The sequence below is a fragment of the Streptomyces sp. NPDC002602 genome (assembly GCF_042889445.1).
In the GTDB taxonomy this organism is placed as follows: Bacteria; Actinomycetota; Actinomycetes; order Streptomycetales; family Streptomycetaceae; genus Streptomyces.
Window position 1 is genome coordinate 103,754 of sequence record NZ_JBIAQX010000012.1, and the last position, 16,204, is coordinate 119,957.

General features: G+C 70.5%; 16 protein-coding genes. 4 read left to right on the forward strand and 12 right to left on the reverse strand.

The window, feature by feature from the left end; translation table 11 throughout:
- Positions 1-299 precede the first annotated feature (299 nt).
- The 3 genes from ACFYW3_RS27240 to ACFYW3_RS27250 form a co-directional block, all read right to left on the reverse strand.
- Positions 300-461, reverse strand: a complete 162-nt coding sequence (locus tag ACFYW3_RS27240) for a hypothetical protein (RefSeq protein ID WP_053676175.1) — start codon at positions 459-461, stop codon at positions 300-302.
- A 512-nt stretch (positions 462-973) separates the two neighbouring features.
- Positions 974-1,186, reverse strand: a complete 213-nt coding sequence (locus ACFYW3_RS27245) for an I78 family peptidase inhibitor (RefSeq protein ID WP_351752860.1) — start codon at positions 1,184-1,186, stop codon at positions 974-976.
- Positions 1,187-1,302: 116 nt separating this feature from the next.
- Positions 1,303-1,863 (reverse strand): TetR/AcrR family transcriptional regulator, encoded by a 561-nt coding sequence (locus tag ACFYW3_RS27250; RefSeq protein WP_351752857.1) that lies wholly within the window; start codon positions 1,861-1,863, stop codon positions 1,303-1,305.
- A 109-nt stretch (positions 1,864-1,972) separates the two neighbouring features.
- On the opposite strand from ACFYW3_RS27250, the gene ACFYW3_RS27255 reads away from it, so the two are divergent.
- Positions 1,973-2,596, forward strand: a complete 624-nt coding sequence (locus ACFYW3_RS27255; protein WP_389387610.1) for a DUF2867 domain-containing protein — start codon at positions 1,973-1,975, stop codon at positions 2,594-2,596.
- Positions 2,597-2,992: 396 nt separating this feature from the next.
- Here ACFYW3_RS27255 and ACFYW3_RS27260 read toward each other — a convergent pair whose 3' ends face one another.
- A complete protein-coding gene (locus tag ACFYW3_RS27260) occupies positions 2,993-3,763 on the reverse strand; it encodes an SDR family NAD(P)-dependent oxidoreductase (protein ID WP_389387611.1) in 771 nt (256 codons plus the stop codon).
- Positions 3,760-4,359 carry an SgcJ/EcaC family oxidoreductase gene (locus ACFYW3_RS27265; RefSeq protein WP_389387612.1) on the reverse strand — a complete coding sequence of 200 codons (600 nt, stop codon included), beginning with the start codon at positions 4,357-4,359 and terminating at the stop codon, positions 3,760-3,762. Before ACFYW3_RS27265 ends, ACFYW3_RS27260 begins: the two co-directional genes overlap by 4 nt.
- A gap of 128 nt (positions 4,360-4,487) precedes the next feature.
- On the opposite strand from ACFYW3_RS27265, the gene ACFYW3_RS27270 reads away from it, so the two are divergent.
- Complete coding sequence (locus ACFYW3_RS27270; protein ID WP_351752846.1) at positions 4,488-4,964, forward strand: MarR family transcriptional regulator; 477 nt, start codon at positions 4,488-4,490, stop codon at positions 4,962-4,964.
- Between the two features lie 161 nt (positions 4,965-5,125).
- On the opposite strand, the gene ACFYW3_RS27275 is transcribed toward ACFYW3_RS27270, so the two are convergent.
- The 4 genes from ACFYW3_RS27275 to ACFYW3_RS27290 all read right to left on the reverse strand — a co-directional run bounded on the left by ACFYW3_RS27275 (position 5,126) and on the right by ACFYW3_RS27290 (position 9,343).
- Complete coding sequence (locus ACFYW3_RS27275) at positions 5,126-5,383, reverse strand: RICIN domain-containing protein (RefSeq protein WP_389387613.1); 258 nt, start codon at positions 5,381-5,383, stop codon at positions 5,126-5,128.
- A 154-nt stretch (positions 5,384-5,537) separates the two neighbouring features.
- A complete protein-coding gene (locus tag ACFYW3_RS27280; protein ID WP_389387614.1) occupies positions 5,538-7,160 on the reverse strand; it encodes an MFS transporter in 1,623 nt (540 codons plus the stop codon).
- A gap of 412 nt (positions 7,161-7,572) precedes the next feature.
- On the reverse strand, positions 7,573-7,905 hold the full coding sequence (locus ACFYW3_RS27285) for a hypothetical protein (RefSeq protein WP_389387615.1): 333 nt from the start codon (positions 7,903-7,905) through the stop codon (positions 7,573-7,575).
- Positions 7,906-8,398: 493 nt separating this feature from the next.
- A complete protein-coding gene (locus ACFYW3_RS27290; protein WP_389387616.1) occupies positions 8,399-9,343 on the reverse strand; it encodes an alpha/beta fold hydrolase in 945 nt (314 codons plus the stop codon).
- A gap of 89 nt (positions 9,344-9,432) precedes the next feature.
- Between ACFYW3_RS27290 and ACFYW3_RS27295 the strand changes: the two genes are divergently transcribed.
- Together ACFYW3_RS27295 and ACFYW3_RS27300 are read left to right on the forward strand one after the other, a co-directional pair.
- Positions 9,433-10,023: a TetR/AcrR family transcriptional regulator gene (locus ACFYW3_RS27295; protein WP_389387617.1), complete on the forward strand. Its 591-nt coding sequence runs from the start codon at positions 9,433-9,435 to the stop codon at positions 10,021-10,023.
- Between the two features lie 561 nt (positions 10,024-10,584).
- Entirely contained in the window at positions 10,585-12,069 is a 1,485-nt protein-coding gene (locus ACFYW3_RS27300; RefSeq protein ID WP_389387618.1) for an alpha/beta hydrolase, read from the forward strand.
- Positions 12,070-12,727: 658 nt separating this feature from the next.
- On the opposite strand, the gene ACFYW3_RS27305 is transcribed toward ACFYW3_RS27300, so the two are convergent.
- The 3 genes from ACFYW3_RS27305 to ACFYW3_RS27315 form a co-directional block, all read right to left on the reverse strand.
- Positions 12,728-12,976, reverse strand: a complete 249-nt coding sequence (locus ACFYW3_RS27305) for an integrase (protein WP_389387619.1) — start codon at positions 12,974-12,976, stop codon at positions 12,728-12,730.
- Positions 12,977-13,073: 97 nt separating this feature from the next.
- Positions 13,074-14,780 carry a sulfite exporter TauE/SafE family protein gene (locus ACFYW3_RS27310; RefSeq protein ID WP_389387620.1) on the reverse strand — a complete coding sequence of 569 codons (1,707 nt, stop codon included), beginning with the start codon at positions 14,778-14,780 and terminating at the stop codon, positions 13,074-13,076.
- Positions 14,777-16,120, reverse strand: a complete 1,344-nt coding sequence (locus ACFYW3_RS27315) for a tetratricopeptide repeat protein (RefSeq protein WP_389387621.1) — start codon at positions 16,118-16,120, stop codon at positions 14,777-14,779. The genes ACFYW3_RS27310 and ACFYW3_RS27315 overlap by 4 nt, the downstream gene beginning before the upstream one ends.
- Positions 16,121-16,204 lie beyond the last annotated feature (84 nt).

Here is a 16,204-nt window from a genome sequence, read left to right on the forward strand (position 1 = left end):
GAATAACGTTTCTGCGATGGCCAGGGAACTCACCTGGCGAGCTGTCACCCGATTGCCAGTTCCCCATCGGATGACCCATACGATCCGGATAAGTGATCACCTCACCCGAGTATCGTGCGCCCCGGTCAAGCGACCCGACCCGGGCTCGCGCCCTCCTGACGCACGTGCGACACCCGGTCCGTCCATCAGAGGCGAGGCAGGGCGTAGAGGCGGTGACAGCATGCCGGTGGCTCGCCACCCCACGATGGGGTGGCGAGCCACCGGCATGCGGCCATCTGGACCGCGTTGTCAGCGTGCGGCTACCAGCGGTACCAGCGACCGCTGCCGCCCTTGGGACGGGCGACGAAACCGACCAGCCACAACACCAGCACCGCGATCGCGACCCACCAAAGGATCTTCACCGCGAAACCGGCACCGAACAGGATCAGAGCGAGCAGAAGAACAAGAAGCAGGGGAACCATGATTATCAACCTCCGCAGCACCGCCTGCCCGAGACCACCCCGCGCATGCGCCCAAACTTATGCGTTTCTTATCCGCGCAGGCGGGCATTCGTGTGTGCCTGTGGCCGGTGCGCCAGGTGGCCACCACCGGGACGATCTCGTAATACCAGATGGAGAAAGGCATTCCCACTCTGTGGGCGGCGTTGGAGGAGATCGCGCCCCGGGCAGCGCCGAGCAGTGCGGCGGTCACGGTGGTGAGCCTGGTGTCGGAGGACGACAACACGGCCGAGACCGCGCTGGGGATTGAGTGCCACGGCCGGCCCCCGCAGGTTCAGAGGTCCGAACGACGCTCTGGCGGACGCGTACGGGAGCCGGCGGCCGACTGGTTGCCCGTGTGTTGCCGGACGGGCCCGTGCGACGACGACCTGCCTGTCGGGGACCGCCGACTTCGGAGATCGTGGCATCGCCGATGGACAGGGGCGTCCGCCGTCCGGCACGGCGCTTCCCGTGACCGTGAGGTCGCGCGCGGGTGGTCACCCGCTCCAGGCGCGCCGCACCGTGTCGTCCTCGACCTCGAGGTTCAGCCGTCCGGCGCGGTATTCCATGGTCAGGATCGCGCCCGGGGGGACCGTACGCACGGTCGACCAGCCGCGCCGGTGTGCCTGGCGTTCGGCCTCGTCGGTACCGAGACCCACGTAGCGCTTCGGGTCGTCGTCGGGTGTGGCAGAGGAAGTGGATGCGGTCATGGGCCTCTCCTGCCCCACCGACACGCTTCGGATGCCCTTGGCGCCGGTGCGAGCGGGTGATCATGTCCGCGGGATCCCGTTCGCGCTTCCCCGGCCTCCGCGCTGATGTCGCCCGGCTACTCCAGCAGCCGGCGACCGATCAGCTCCATCACCTCGGCGCGGCTGCGCCTCCCGTTGTCGGCGGCGTTGAAGTGGTTGCCGACGCGGACCGAGACGGCGAGCAGGCAGCGGATCTCGACCTCGTCCTCGTCGGGGCAGAACGAGGAGAAGAGCGAACGCAGGTAGTCCATGCGGCGGTTGTCGACGCGGCGCAGGCGCTCGGCGACGGCCGCGTCGCGGCGGGCCCAGTCGCGGATCGCGATGTCGGCGGTGGTGCCCCGCACCGGCCCGTCGGTGCTCTCGGCGACGATGTCGAACAGCCGCTTCAGCCTGACCCTGGCCGCTCCCCCGCCGCTCTCCACCTGCTCGATGACGCCCTCGGCGACCTCGTACTCCCAGGTGTCGAGCATCTCGGTGAGCAGCGCGTCCCGGTTGCGGAAGTAGCCGTAGAAGCCACCCTTGCTGACGCCGAGTGACTGGGCCAGCGCCTCGATCCGCACGGCTTCGGGACCGCCGGCAACGAGTGCCCGCAGGCCTTCCTCGATCCACCTTCCGCGGGGTGTGCGGGTCGCGCCCATCCTGTGTGCCTCCTCCTTGTGCGTCTCCTCACGTCCCGCCGAGTATACGGGGGCGTATAGATCGGCCTACACTCGAAATATACGCCACCGTATAGACAGGGGTTCGACCATGCGACTTCCCCGAACCGACCACACCGAGCGCCCTTGGCGGATCCACGAGATCGCCGGCGACTTCACGGTCGAGGACGTGTGGGCGCTGCCCACCCCCGGCGGACCGGACGACCTCGCCTGGTTGGTGCGCCAGTTCGCCGAGAGCATGAAGAGCGGGGTGAAGGGGGACGGCTTCGTCTCCCGTGCCCTCTTCACCGTCCGCTGGAAGCTCGGCGCGCTGTTCGGATGGGACGAGCCGGATTCCGACACCGCCGGCCGGCGGTCCGGACTGGTCGACCGGCTGCCGGCGGACCTCCGCGACGGGCCCCGGGGTCCCGACCTCGGCTCGTCCCCGTTCACCTCGCTCTACCAGCGCGAAGACGAATGGGCCGCCGAGATGGCCAACAAGACCGTGCGGGCGGTGATGCACATCGGCTGGGTACCGGACGGGGCCGACGGCCACCGCGGTCAGATGGCCGTCCTGGTGAAGCCGAACGGACTGCTCGGCTCCCTCTACATGGCCGCCATCAAGCCCTTCCGGTACCTCGGGGTGTACCCGGCGCTGCTCCGCTCCATCGGCCGCGAGTGGGAGGCGAACGCCGCCGCGCGAGAAAGCGCGCGTCGAAACGCGAACGACGAGTGACCCGCTGTCGGTCCGTCAACAATCCCTGACGGCGCGCCTGCTGGGCCGGATCGGGCCGCAGGCCTCGCCGACGACCATCGCGACATCACGCGCATCCACGGGTGGTCGTCGCCTCGCAGGCACGCCCGGCCGCAGCTACGGCCGACCCCGGACCCCTGCTCGTGCCCCTCGCCCTCAGACCGGTCGACGGGAATCCGGGCAACCACGACGTTCCGACGACAGCAGGTCCTTCACCACGGCGTGGACGTACGCCAAGGCGCCAGAGGACGGCAGTACGGCCCACACCGGATGGCACGAACCGGGAGCGACCGACAGCGCGGCGCCCCCCTGAACGGCCGCGTGCCGTCCGCGACCCCGGCCGCGACCCCGGCCTCGGCGCCCGGCCTGCGCGGAACGTCAGCCGCGAGGTCCTTGCGGAACAGTGGCCCCTGGCCCGTCCGCGAGGAGGGAGAGGGTGGTGGTGCGCGGGAGGTACCGGGTCACCGCGGCGAGGAGGGCGTTGGCCCGGCCGGGGACGACGGTGGGGCGACGGCGACGGCGCAGGGCGGTGAGGGCGGCGGCGACGACCGCCCCGGGGCTCCGGACCAGGGCGGCCGGGATGTCGGTGTGCAGGCCGGGGCGGGTCGCGGTCGGTCCGGGGCAGAGGGCCATCACGTACACCCCGCGCGGCCTTTGCTCGTACCAGAGCGCCTCGGAGAACGACGCGACGAAGGCCTTGGTCGCACTGTAGACGGCTTGGCCGGGCTGCGGGGCGAAGGCCAGGGTGGAGGCGACGTTGACCAGGGCCGCGCCGTGGCGGGCGGTGGCGAGGAAGGCGTGCGCGAGGGCAACGACCGCCTCGCAGTTCAAGCGCAGCGCGGGAAGGGCCTGGTCGAGGGGCGTGTCCGCGAAGGGGCCCGGGTGGGCGAGGCCGGCGTTGTTGATCAGCAGGTCGTAGGGGGTGGCCGTCAACGCGTCCGCCACGGTGCGGACCCCGTTGGGGGTGGCGAGGTCGGCCAGGAGGTAGTCGTGTTCGCCGTCGGATCCACCGGGTCCGAGTTCGGTCATGAGGGCCCGCAGGTGCCGCTCGGTGCGGGCGACCGCGGTCACGGTGTGACCCTCGGCGGCCAGTGCGAGGGCGAAGGCGCGGCCGATGCCTTCGGTGGCGCCGGTGATCAGGACGGTCACTTCTCCGCCTTGGGGGCCGTGGCGGGCGAGTAGAGGAAGGAGAAGCGCTCCATCACGTTCCTGCGCTGCGTGTTGTGGAAGGCGGCGATGCGCCAGGCGCCGTCGGTGTCGCGGACCAGGGTGTACGTCTGGACCTTGGACAGGTCGGCGAGGCCGGGTTTGTCGCCGGTGTAGTCGTCGCCGCGGCCGGTCAGGACGGCCGCGTCCTTCCCGAGGAAGCGCAGGTCGAGGTAACTCGCGGCGAGCTTGGTGCCCTTGACGAAGTCCTCGAAGAGGGCGCGGTGCCCTTCGGTGATGTCGGCGCGGCCCTCGTAGTGGCTGCCGACGTACGTGGTGTAGGTGCCGTCCTCGGTGAACAGGCGGCCGTACGCCTCGGCGTCGCCACGGGCCCAGGCGTCGACGAGGGCGTCGAGGGTGGCACAGATGGCCTCGCCGTCGGCGGTGTTCGCACCCGCCGGGATGACGTCGGCACAGTTCTCCTTGCCGGTGCGCCGTATGCCGGAGGTGGTGTCGAGGTAGAGGTACGCGGCGGCGGCGCCGAACGCGAGGACGACGGCGGTGGCGAGGGCGGCGCGCTTGGCGGTCTTCTTGTTCACGGGAATGCCTCTCGGTCGACGGAACGGTCGGATGACGGCAGCCGCCGCGTTGACTACACTGACGCAACAACTGCACACATGCATTATCTGCACGCGTGCAGATAAATGGCAAGGGGAATGGTGACGCGATGACGGAGCGGGAGCAGGGCGACCGGCGGGCGGTCTTCCGGGAGTACGTCGATGCCGTGGGGCTGCACGGGATGGCGGGTGCGGAGGCCGCGGGCCTCCAGGCGTCCGAGTGGTACGCCCTGAGCCGCATCACCCTGGCGGGCGGGCTCACCTCCGGTGAACTCGCGGTCGGGACGGGACTCACCACCGGGGCGACGACACGGCTGATCGACCGGCTGGAGCGCGCGGGGTACGTACGTCGCACCGCGGACCCGGCCGACCGGCGCAAGGTCGTGGTCGAGGCGGTGCCGGACGCGCTGGCCGGAGTCGAGGCGGCGGTGGGCCCGGCCCGCAAGCGGATCGGCGAGGTGCTCGCCGGCTACTCGCCGGACCAACTGGACCTGCTCTTCGACTACTTCTCCCGCGCGGCCCCCGCGTTCCGCGAGGCGACGGAGGAGATCCGCGCGTCGACGCAGGAGCGCAAGGGCGGCCGATAGGGGCGGGCCCCATGGCCTGCGGGCCGTCGGCCGGGCCCGCCACGGCGCACGCACGCCTCGGACCGGTGGCCGCCCTGACGCTCATCGCGCCAGGGCCCCCGAGCCGCGATGCTCGCCACCACCCGGGGCTTCCTCCGCGCCATCGGCGGGCGCCCGCCTCGTCACACCGCTGCGCTCCGGGCGGGCCCAGGGATCCAGCCGAGCCGGCCCCGCGTACGCAGTCGGCGCACCATCCCCACCCACCCGCGCTTCGAGTCGGCGGGGGCGCTGTCGAGGGTGTGGCCGGTCGCCGGGTTGGTGATCGTCAGGGTGCCGCTGCCGTTCTGGGTGACCTTCCAGGCCTGGCCCGGGGTGGAGGAGTTGACGGCCCACAGGATGGCGGGGGCGCCGGCGGTTGCGGGTTCGGGTGCGGGCGGCACGAGGTGGTCCGGACAGGCATCGATGAGCTTCGCCGTGCCCGTCCCCGTTCGCGACCAGCGTCCGCTGCCGCTTCGACTGCCACGGGGTGTGGAGGGGCGTCACGTCGCGCACGACACGGTCGGCGACCGGCCGACCGGCCGACCGGCCGACCCCTCAGGCTCCCGGTCCGCTCGGTCTCTCGGTGGCGGCGGTGACTGAGTCCTCGGTGTAGTAGAGCCGTAGGAGTTCCCGCTCGGCGTCCCGGTGCGGGTACTTGAAGAAGATCAACAGCGCACCCAGGGCGACGGCGCCCAGGCCGACGGTGTACGCCCAGTCGTCGCCGTGGAGGAACGACTGGCGTGCTGCCGCGACGATCTGGTGAGCGTACTCGGGGTGCTGCTGGGCGACCTGCCCGGCGGAGGCGAACGACTTCGTCAGCTCGCTCCGGACCTCGTCCGACACCTCCTTGCTCTCGGGGGAAGCGGCGATCGCCGCGCTGAAGGCCGAGGCGTAGCCGGCGATGAGGAGCACGCCCATGACGGACTGCATGACGGCCCCACCGAGGTCCCGTTGCAGGTCCGCGGTGCCCGAGGCCATGCCGGCCCGTCGCACGGGCACAGATCCGGTCAGCGAGTGCGATGCGGGCGTCCCGGCGAAGCCGGCGCCGATGCCGATGAAGACGTAGGCGAGGCCGATCTGCCAGTAGCCGCTGTCCTCGTCCCAGAACAGCAACATCCAGGCGAAGGCGAGGAAGAGGAACACGTAGCCGGTCAGCAGGGTCGTACGAGCGCCGTGTGTCTCGACCAGCTTCGCGGACCGTGGCGCCACGAGCACCATCATCACGACGAGCGGCAGGATGGCGGCGCCGGCTTCGACGGCGTCGTACTCGAGCACATTTTGCAGGTACTGCATGCTGATGAACGCCGACCCCATCATGGAGCCGAACACGATGATTCCCGCGCACGCGGCAACCCAGAACGTGCGCCGGCCGGCGATGTGGAGGTCGTACAGCGGGTTGGGAGCCCGCCGCTGGCGCCAGATGAACGCCACCCCGGCGGCGAGGGCGACCACGACGAGGCCGACGGCCAGTGCCCCCTGGTTGGGGACGACGGCGAAGTTGATCCCCAGCACCAGCCCCGCGATCAGGAGGACGGACAGGACGCCGCCGAGGTTGTCCACCGGTTCGGCCGACTCGTTGGCGTGCGCGGGGATGAACAGCAGGGCCATGACCAGCGCGACCACGGCGAGGGGCAGGGTGACCAGGAAGACCGACCCCCAGTAGAAGTGTTGGAGCAGCGCGCCCGCGATCACCGGCCCGAGCATGGAGATGCCGCCGCCCAGGGCCGACCACAGCGCGATCGACTTCGTCCGCCCCGGCCCCGCCCACAGGGCGGTGATCAGCGCCAGGGTCGTCGGGTAGGCCATGCCTGCCGAGACTCCGCCGAGGATCCGGGCCAGTACGAGGACGGTGTCGTTCGGCGCGTACGCCGCGAGCAGGCAGGCGGGAATGGACAGAGCGATGCCGAGGACCAGCAGCAGCTTCCGCCCGTGACGGTCGCCGACCGCACCCAGATAGAGCACCGATGCGGCCAGGCCGAGGGAGTACCCCACGGCGACCATGTTCAGGGCGGTCTGGGAGGAGTCGAAGGCCTTCCCGATCGCGGGCAGCGCCACGTTGGCCACGGACAGGTTCAAGTTGGCCACCGCGGCAACGATGATCAGGGACGCCAGGACGAGAGGCGCCCGGGCCGGGGCCTCACGCGGAACGTCGATGCGAGACGCGCCGTCTTTCGACATGGAACCTCCGGGGCGAAGTTGGGCTTCGCGAGAGTCTTGCCTGATCCACCGTGCCGCACATCGCCCCATTGGGATGACACGCCACCGTCACCGACTCGGTCGGCTCGCCGCGCCGGGGCCGACGTGGAGACTCGGTCGGCTCGCCGCGCCCGGGCCGACGTGGAGTGCGCCGGGCAGGGCCGTGCTTGGACGAGCTCACCCCTCGGACGATGCCCTGAGAGCCCGTCGGGACGGCGGTTCCCAAGCCTGACCAGTCACCAGGCGGACCGGCCGCTGACCAAGATCGGTGACCGATCGGTCACCGGTGCCTCCGGCCACGGCGTCAGGCGCGGTTGGAGACCGACCACGGGTGTCCGCGTCCCGACCGGCGTCGGTGTTGCTCTCGGTACTGGACGGCGCCGCTCAGGCCGGGCTACTTCGCACCGAAATCGGTGACTGTCACGGTGAGCAGGCTTTCACCCGGGGCGAGTCTGACGGCGTCCGCCTGGGTCACGCTTCGGCCCAGCAGTATCCAGTCGGCCTTCTCGTAGCTCAAGGGGGCGTCCGTCTCGGTGTCACGCCGCCAGCCCAGGCGCTCCAGTTCCGCACCCATCTTCGGCAGTGCCTGTTCCGCCTGCTGTGTTTCGAGGACCGCCATCCAGTCCACGTAACTCGCGTTCTTGACGCCGTTCGGTTCGGAGGTCGTCTTCCCCGTCTCCGGCTCCAAGCCGGCCTTACGGACCGCGGCTCGGATGTCTTCCGCCACGGTGTCCCGGGATACGGCCACGGTCAACGCCGAGGACCCGGGCTGGGGCGCCTCGTCAGAGACCGCGCAGCCGGCGACCGAAACCGATGCCAGTAGGGTCGCGGCCAGTGCGATGCACACCCTCTTCACCAACGTGTTCAACGTGAGACTCCCCCCGAAGGATCATTCGGGGGGAGTCTCACACATCCCGTTCGGCGCCGGTGTACATGATCTACGTGATCTACGTGACCGCCTGGTCGAAGGCGCGCATACGCAGGCCCGACAGTTGGTCGGAGAGCGTCATCCGGGTGGCCGGTGAGCCGAACTCATCGTCCGATTCCTTCTGCCGCTCGGACATTCTCCGCAAGATCAGGGCGAGTTGACGGCGACATGGGGCTCGGTTCGTGTCCCTGGCCTCATGTCTCCGCCGGTGGTGCAGGAGCGGTGGGTCACGCCGGGGCACGGCTGCCGGCTGGTCTCGCCGACGTCACCGGACCGACCAGCGCGTCGCGAACTACTCGAGACGCTCGTGATCGATGAACGCGGTCAACACGTCCACGGTCGCGTCGGGCTGCTCGTCGGGAATGAAGTGTCCGGCTTGTGGGATGACGACGCCGGTCGCGTTCTCCGCCCACGGACGGATGGAGGCGGCCATGTCGGGGATCGAGCCATGGGAGCTGGAGATTCCCAGGACCGGGAGGGTCAAGTGCCCCCGTTCGAGAGCGTCATGATTCCTGCGCGCTGATTCCGCGGCGTCGCGGTAGTAGGCGAGAGACGCCGAAAGCCCTCCCTCGGCCGCGATGGCGGCGGCGTAATGGTCGATCTCGGCGCCGTCGAAGGTGTTCGGGGAGAGAGCCTTGACCTTCAAGAACCAGCCGACGTAGTCACGCTCGCGGCCGGTGAGCAGAGTCTCGGGCAGTTCGGGCACCAGGTGGAAGGCGAAGTGCCAGGTCTTCCAGGCCCGGTCGGGGTCCGTTGGGATGGAGTCCGGGAGGGTGATTCCGGGGATGCCGGCGTCCAGCAGAGCGACACCGTGCAGGCGCTCTTCGTACTCCAGGGCCAGCGAGAAGGCGACCCAGGCCCCGATGTCGTGGGCGACGAGCCAGTACTTCGGCACGTTGAGCGCGGTCAGCGCGGCCTGGACGCGCGAAGCGACGGTGTGCGTGTCGTAGCCCCCTTGAGGGCGGTCGGAGTGGCCCTGCCCCGGCAGGTCGATCGCGATCACGTGGAATCGCTCGGCAAGACCTGGCATCACCTTTCGCCACGCCCACCAGGTCTGCGGGAATCCGGCGAGCAGGACGACGGTGGGACCGGCCGGCCGGCCGCCTTCCACGGCATGAAGTCGGATTCCGTCCGCGTCGACCCAGCGGTGAGTGAAACCCGCAAGGTCGTACAGCGGCAACCCGGGGACCGGGTTCTGGTCGCAGGAGCGGTGCGGGGCCATGCCGTCGTCGGTCATGCTTTCAGCCTACCGCATCTTGAACTGATCAGTTCAAGATAGGATGGGTAGCGCCACAACGGCCGGTACAAGAACGAGGTGCGTGCGTGATGGCCGGGAAGAAGCAGTTCGACGTGGGCATCGCGCTCGACGCGGCGATGGTCCAGTTCTGGCGGGCCGGATACGCCGACACGTCTCTCGACGACCTCTCCAGGACGACCGGACTGAACCGCAGTTCCATCTACTCCTCGTTCGGCGACAAAGACTCGCTCTACCTGCGCTGCCTGGAGCGCTACGCCGCGCGGTACGGAAACAGGTACGACCAGGCGCTTTCATGTGCGTCCGAGGAACCGCTCCAGGCGGTACGGGCGTTCTTCGAGGTCACGCTGCAGCGCATCGCCGACCCTGACGTACCCGATGGATGCCTGATCGCCCAGACCGCGATGGCGGCACCGGCGCTCAGCCCCACCATCGCCGCACGCGCGATCGAGGCTCTGGACCTTCAGCATGCGCGGCTGCGGACCGCCTTGAACGCCGCGCAGTTGACCGAAGGCGATGCCGACGACTTCGCGGTTCACCTCACGGCGGTCAACCAGTCGCTGGCCGTGATGAGCAAGACCAGGGTGAGCCGGAAGCAGCTCCGCACGGTCATCGACATCAGCTTGAGTGCGCTCTCGCACGCCTTGCATGCCCGGAGCTGACCTCGCCGTTTCGCCGGGGTTCGGCGGCGGGGGCGGAAACGTGAGCGCCACGGGCGAGGGACTTGCGGATCCCTCCTCAAGCGGCGCTGCCCGCCGGGGGCAGGGCGGCCATGGGATGTCCGGCGGCCAACGCTCCCCATGTGCCTTCGGTGTCGGCGTCATCTCCCTGATCGCCGTCGAATGGCGGACCGAGAGCCACTGCACGGGCGGGGCGGCTTCTCTGAACCAGGTCGGCGAAGCAGCTGTCTGGGGTGTTGTCGTTTCGGGTGGCGATGCCGCGGCCTTGAGCTTGTTGGTCAGCAGTTCGACGGTGTTTCCCTCCTTGCAGAAGTCGGCGTCACGGCCAACAGATCGATTGAGACTGCGACGGATCCCTTCTCCCCTGACCCGACCCTGACCGGTCTTCGCCCTGCACCCCGATCGTCCCTGAGTGGTCCCCGACCCGACCCGGAAGAACCCCTGACAGAGGCACCACAGGGGCGGCAGTGCACCTAACGTGACGACGGCGCCCCGGCCGGGCCCGCACGCCTGACACAACCGCTCTCTTCACGAGGAGGATCCATGCCGTTAAGGGGCAGATCCACCATGCGGCGCATCGCCGCGCAGGGCACGGCCATGGTGGTGGGAGCCGCCACGGCCGTAATCACCGGCCTCGCCGCCGCTCCCGCGGCCCACGCGTCGCCGTCTGCCACCGGGGCCCTGCGATGGGCACCGTGTGACGACCCGGCGAAGCCGGGAGCCGAGTGCGCCATCCTTTCGGTGCCGGTCGACTGGGCCCACCCGGACGGGCCGAGACTCGACCTGGCCGTGGCCCACCGCAAGGCCACCGACCCCGGCGCACGCGTCGGCTCGATGGTGTTCGGCCCCGGCGGGCCGGGTGACTCGGGTGTGGAGATGGTGGTGCGCCGTATCAGCCGGTTCAGCCCCGAGGTCCGCCGCGGCTTCGACATCGTCAGCTTCGACCCGCGCGGCGTGGGCGGCAGCAACCCGGTGACCTGCTCCGGCGACCTGCTTGCCAAGCGGCCGTCACCGGAGCTGAAGAGTCAGGCGGACTTCGACGCCACCATGGCGTACAACAGGCGGCTCCGTGCCGACTGCCGGGCCCGTACCGGCCCAGTGTTCGACCACCTTGACACTGCCCAGACGGTCCGGGACCTGGACGCCCTCCGGGCCGCCCTCGGCGAGCGGAAACTGACCTTCCACGGCAGCTCGTACGGCACGCTGCTCGGGGCACAGTACGCCGAGACCTACCCGCGCCGCGTGCGCGCGATGGTGCTGGAGAGCGTCATGGACCACAGCGTCCCGACCACCCGTGACTTCCTGCAGTCCGAGGCGGCCACCGCAGAGGATTCATTCCAGGAGTTCGTGAAGTGGTGCGACGGTGCCGCGGACTGCGCGCTGTACGCCCGCGACGTCCGAGCCGTCTGGCAGGGCCTGTTGGCCCGGGCCGGGCGCGGCGAGCTGGAGGACCCGGCGAAGCCGGGCACCTCGCTGTCTTCTTCGGACCTGGTCAACAAGATCGCGTTCCGGAGGTTCTACCAGGCCGACTACGCGGGCCTGGCCACGGCGATCGCGGGGATGGACGCGAGCAAGCCGCTGCCCGCGTCGCCCACCTCGATAGCGCCGCTGCCTTCGGCCACCCCGGTCTTCTGCTCGGACTGGCACCTGCCGGTGCGCGACTACCAGGAGTACGCCTCGCTCGTCGCCATGATGAACAGGACCGCGCCTGACCTGCCTTACCTGCTGCCGATCCACATGGCAGCGGCGTGTCTGGGCGCGCCGACCGCCAACCCGCAGCACCGGCTGGACACACACGGCGCCCCGCCGATCCTGGTCTCCAACGCGCTGCACGACCCCGCCACAGGCTACCCGTGGGCGGTCTCGGTGGCCCGGCAGCTCGGCCGCAGCGGTGTGCTCCTCACCTACGAGGGTCACGGCCACGGCAGCGTCACCAGCGGCCCGTGTATGGAGGACGCCGTGGACAGCTACCTCACCGACCTTGCGGTCCCGCCGCGGGGCACCAGCTGCCCTGCCGTGCCGTCCTGACAGCTTGCCGATCCGGATCCGCCTGGGAGGGCGGATCCGGTAGGAAGACGATCGTGACGCGCAGGCAACTCACCGACGACCAGGAAGCCCTGGCCGCGTGCGTGGGTTGGTGCGGGACGTGGGGTGCGAGCCCAGAGCCGGCGGTGGTCTCGAACGAGCGGGACTGTGGGTGAGTTGGCCCTGAGGCGGCTACTCGGTGGCTTCGCTGTTCCGAGCGGTGAGCTGGGAGAGGGTGGGTAGGCCCAGGAAGACGGGGGACTGCGATGTGTGGGGGGAGGCCGTTGAGGATCGCCTCGGTGATGAACATCCTGCGGAAATCGTGGGGCTGGAAGAGCAGCGGCTGCCCGGAGCTGTCAGTGATCCCGGAGGCTCTCAGCGTCTCGTCGAGGGCTTTGCGGATCATGCTCGCCGAGACGGGCCTGCGCTCGTGGCTGATGCTCCACTGGAAGAGCCGGGTGCTCGCGGCGTACTTCTTCCCGATCGTGGGTTTCCCGGTCACCGGGTTCGGAGATCCCGGTACGGAGGCTGCCGTGGCCTTCGGAGCCGGCCGGCCTTCGGCCACGGGTGCGTTTCGACGCTGCCAGTGCACGCGCACCGGCTTGTCGGCCAGCTGCATCCAGAGCATGAAGTCCCGCGGGTCTTACCGGACGGCCCGGTCTCACTCGATGTCGAGCGCCCACGGGAACCGCCACCACCGCAGCAGGTCGTTGCCGTACGACCGCAGTGTGGTTGCCGGGGTGTCCGCCGCGAGCAGGTCCTTGAAGTACACGGCGACCGGCTCGACCCGCAGACCATGCCGATCGAGCAACCGGTACGGCTCCCAGACGTCTCCCGTCGCCGGTAGCTGACCGGATTCGGGCAGGGTGAAGCTCCTCGGATCCCTACCGGGACCGCTGTGGTCAAGCATGCCGAGAAGCTAGGAGACAAGCCATCTGACCTGCGAAAACATCGAAGTTGGTTCAGTCGACACGCCACGGCTTCCGAGTGGTCGGTAGTCGGCCCGCTCACCATCCGGTGATGGCGCGGGCGGTGAGGCCGAGCCCGACGAGGAGAACGAGGGCCGAGGTGGCGGCGGGCCCGATTCGCCCGAGCGTCCGCAGGCGTGCGGAGGCTCGCTCGGCGGTGCGGGCGGTGATGCGGTCGCGCAGACGTACGAGAAGGAGGCCGGCGAGGGTGAGGGTGGTGGCCATGCCGAGGCCGTATCCGATGACGAGGAGGATTCCGAAGGCGGTCCGGCCGAGGGCGACGGCGCCGAGGAGGACGACCAGCGCCGAGGGGCTGGGGACGAGACCGCCGGCGATGCCGACGCCGATCAGCGTCCAACGCCTTCGGCCCGCCGGCGCGTGCGTGTGGTGATGATCGGCTTCATGGGTGTGATGGTGGTCGGCTTCGCCGTGGTGATGATGATCGTGCGGGAGCGCCGTGGCGGTTTTCGTCAGGACGACGGTGGCGCCGTCGACCGCCGTGTTCTCCGGCGTTCGGCGTGAGGACGGCAGGCCGGTCGGCGGCTCGTGGCTGTGCCCGTGACGCACCCCGTCACCGTGCCCGTGGTCGCCGTGCCCGTGGTCGCCGTGGTGGTGATGCCCATGGCTGTGGCTGTCGCCGTGGTGATGCCCATGGCTGTGGCTGTGGCCGTGCTGGAGAGGGCGGCCGCGAAGGGCGGAGTACAGGAGCTGGATGCCGATGGCGGTGACGAGGAGACCGCTGACCAGACCGAGCCGGCTGAGGACGGTTTCCCCGGCGAAGTGCGTGGCAAGTGGGAGGGCCAGACCGAGGGCGAGTACGCCCGCGGTGTGGGTGAGGGTGACGGTGGCTCCGACGGTGACGGCGTCTCTCGGGGTTCCGCGACGTCCGGCGAGGTAGGCGGCCATGATCGTCTTGCCGTGGCCGGGCATCGCCGCGTGGGAGGCACCGAGGACAACGGCGAGGAGCAGGGCGAGGAGGCCGACGGGGACGGTCAGTTCGCGGCTGCCGACGAGGGTGTCGAAGAGGGCGGAGACCTTGTTCAGCGCGGCGGTGACCGGGCCCGCGCCGGGCAGGCCGGGCGGCACGATCCGCGCCGCGGGGCCGGGCCCGGGAGCGGTCCGCAGTTCCGCGGTGCGTTGGTCGAGGGGGTCGGCGAGAGGGTCCTGCGGGTATTGGCGCAGTTGGTTGGTGGTCGAGGTCGCCGGGACGGTGGAGCTCGCGAGCGTGAGGCCGTCGCCGCGGGCGGTGATCTCGTGCCAGCCGATGCGCTGGGTGTCGTAGTGCGTGACGACGTGGACGTCGGATGGCGCGGTGAGGTGCGCGTCGGCGGTGAGGTGGCAGGTGAGGCGGCTGGTCTTGAGCCCGGCCTCGCCGGTGTGGAAGGTCAGCTTGCCGGCGCCCCTCTTCCACTGGAGGCTCACATGGCCCGCATCGGCGGCCAGTTGCCCGGCGAGCGTGGTGCACGCCCGGTCCGCGTACACGACCTGCTCGTCGGCGCTGAGGACGCCGTTGTGGTCCTGGTCGATGAGCGGGCGCTCTTGTGCTGCGGCGATCTCGGCGCGGTCGACCACGATCTCGGCCTCGACCGTCTGGGGGCGCAGGGTCAGGCTGGTCGCGTGGTTGACGGTGAAATTGCCCAGTGGATGCGCGGCCGCCGGCGGAGCTGCGGCGAGGAGGGCGAGTGGGGTGAGCAGGGCTGCTGCGAGCGGGACGCCGGCCAGGCGCCGGCGGGTGCTGGGGTTCATGGGGTGTCGTCGATTCGCCGGAGTGCTTCGCGCGCCGCGGGGGCGTGCAGCGGGTGGAAGGAGGGATCGAGGGCCAGCGCCTGCCGAAGGTCGCGCCGGGCGGCCGCGGTGTCGCCGAGCGCCTGGTGGATGGCGCCGCGGTGGTAGAGGAAGAGTGCGCTTCGCGTACCCAGTGCGAGGGCTTCGTCGGCCTGGTCGAGGGCCTCTTCGTCGCGTTCGGCTCGGTGGAGGGCCCAGGCGTAGGCGTCGTGGACGGCGATGAACGGCCGCTCGCGTACGGCTGCTTCGGCCATGACCACAGCATGGCGGGGGTCGCCGTGGTCCGCCTCGAAGTAGATCGCGTCGACGTCGGCGGGGGTACCGGTGGCCCGCCGGAGCGTTTCCTGGGCGCGCAGAACCGCGTACTGGGCCTCGGCCCGGTCTTGACGGCCGAGGGATTGTTGAAGTTCACCGAGGCCCAGGAGGTACTGCGGAAGCGGGGCCGTCGCGACGGCCGCGGTGTGGTCGGCGACTGCCCGCTCTCGGTCGCCCGTGGCCACGCGCGCCTTGGCCCGGGCCTCCAACAGGCCCGCGTCGCGCGGCGCGATGGCCAGCCCGGTCTCCGCCTGGCGCAGGGCGGTCGCCGGATCGCCGCTGTCCAGGGCGAGGGAGGACAGGTGGGTGTGGGCGAAGGCGCGCTCGCCCGGGGTGCCCGCCGCGCGCAGCGCGCGCTCCATGAGCGCCTTGGCCTGGACGGTGTCCCCACGGAGCTCGAAGGTGTAGGAGGCGCGGGCCAGGGAGGAGCTGTCCGGGCGCAGGTCGGCCATCTCCTGGACCGCCGCCTGCGCTTCCTCGTACTGGCCGAGCTGGGTGTGGGCGTCGGCCAGGACCCCGTAGGAGGCCGGGGTGGCGGGGCTGGTCGCGACCGCCTTGCGAGCCCAGGTGACGGCGTCGCGGAACTCGTGGCGGGCCGCGGCAAGGGCGCCCATGCCGATCTCGGCATGGAGGTTCTCCGCCGGCTGAAGCCCCAGGGAGCGGCGCAGGGCCTTCTCCGCCTGTGCGTAGGTGGCCTGGTCTGCGGTGGTGCGGGCCTGCTGCACCAGGGCCATGCCGAGGTCCGCCCAGCCGACGGGATCCTTCGGCAGGCGCTTCAGCCGCTCGCGCAACGCCTCGATGCCGCGCGCCGGCCCCGCGGACGGCGAAGCGGATGAGGCGGCGCCCGGCGTGCCGGCGCCGGGTGGGGAGAGGCCGACGGCGCCGACGGTGAACATGACCGCTCCCAAGGCGATGGTGATCGCGGTGGTGCGCAGGTGTCTGCGGCGCCGGATCGAGGGGGCGGGTTCGTCTTCGGGCCGGTGCACGGGATCCTCCCCAGGGGAATTCGGTGAACGGGGGGGGTTCCGGGCGGAAACCGGAGGGCCGTGCTCGGTTCCCGCCCGGAGCCG

Excerpts from the sequence above, each read along its gene's own strand:
- ACFYW3_RS27250 (WP_351752857.1), bottom strand. The coding sequence starts at position 1,863 with ATGGGCGCGACCCGCACACCCCGCGGAAGGTGGATCGAGGAAGGCCTG.
- ACFYW3_RS27245 (WP_351752860.1), bottom strand. The coding sequence starts at position 1,186 with ATGACCGCATCCACTTCCTCTGCCACACCCGACGACGACCCGAAGCGC.
- ACFYW3_RS27300 (WP_389387618.1), top strand. The coding sequence starts at position 10,585 with ATGCCGTTAAGGGGCAGATCCACCATGCGGCGCATCGCCGCGCAGGGC.
- ACFYW3_RS27255 (WP_389387610.1), top strand. The coding sequence starts at position 1,973 with ATGCGACTTCCCCGAACCGACCACACCGAGCGCCCTTGGCGGATCCAC.
- ACFYW3_RS27310 (WP_389387620.1), bottom strand. The coding sequence starts at position 14,780 with ATGAACCCCAGCACCCGCCGGCGCCTGGCCGGCGTCCCGCTCGCAGCA.
- ACFYW3_RS27290 (WP_389387616.1), bottom strand. The coding sequence starts at position 9,343 with ATGACCGACGACGGCATGGCCCCGCACCGCTCCTGCGACCAGAACCCG.
- ACFYW3_RS27270 (WP_351752846.1), top strand. The coding sequence starts at position 4,488 with ATGACGGAGCGGGAGCAGGGCGACCGGCGGGCGGTCTTCCGGGAGTAC.
- ACFYW3_RS27305 (WP_389387619.1), bottom strand. The coding sequence starts at position 12,976 with ATGCTTGACCACAGCGGTCCCGGTAGGGATCCGAGGAGCTTCACCCTG.
- ACFYW3_RS27280 (WP_389387614.1), bottom strand. The coding sequence starts at position 7,160 with ATGTCGAAAGACGGCGCGTCTCGCATCGACGTTCCGCGTGAGGCCCCG.
- ACFYW3_RS27240 (WP_053676175.1), bottom strand. The coding sequence starts at position 461 with ATGGTTCCCCTGCTTCTTGTTCTTCTGCTCGCTCTGATCCTGTTCGGT.
- ACFYW3_RS27295 (WP_389387617.1), top strand. The coding sequence starts at position 9,433 with ATGGCCGGGAAGAAGCAGTTCGACGTGGGCATCGCGCTCGACGCGGCG.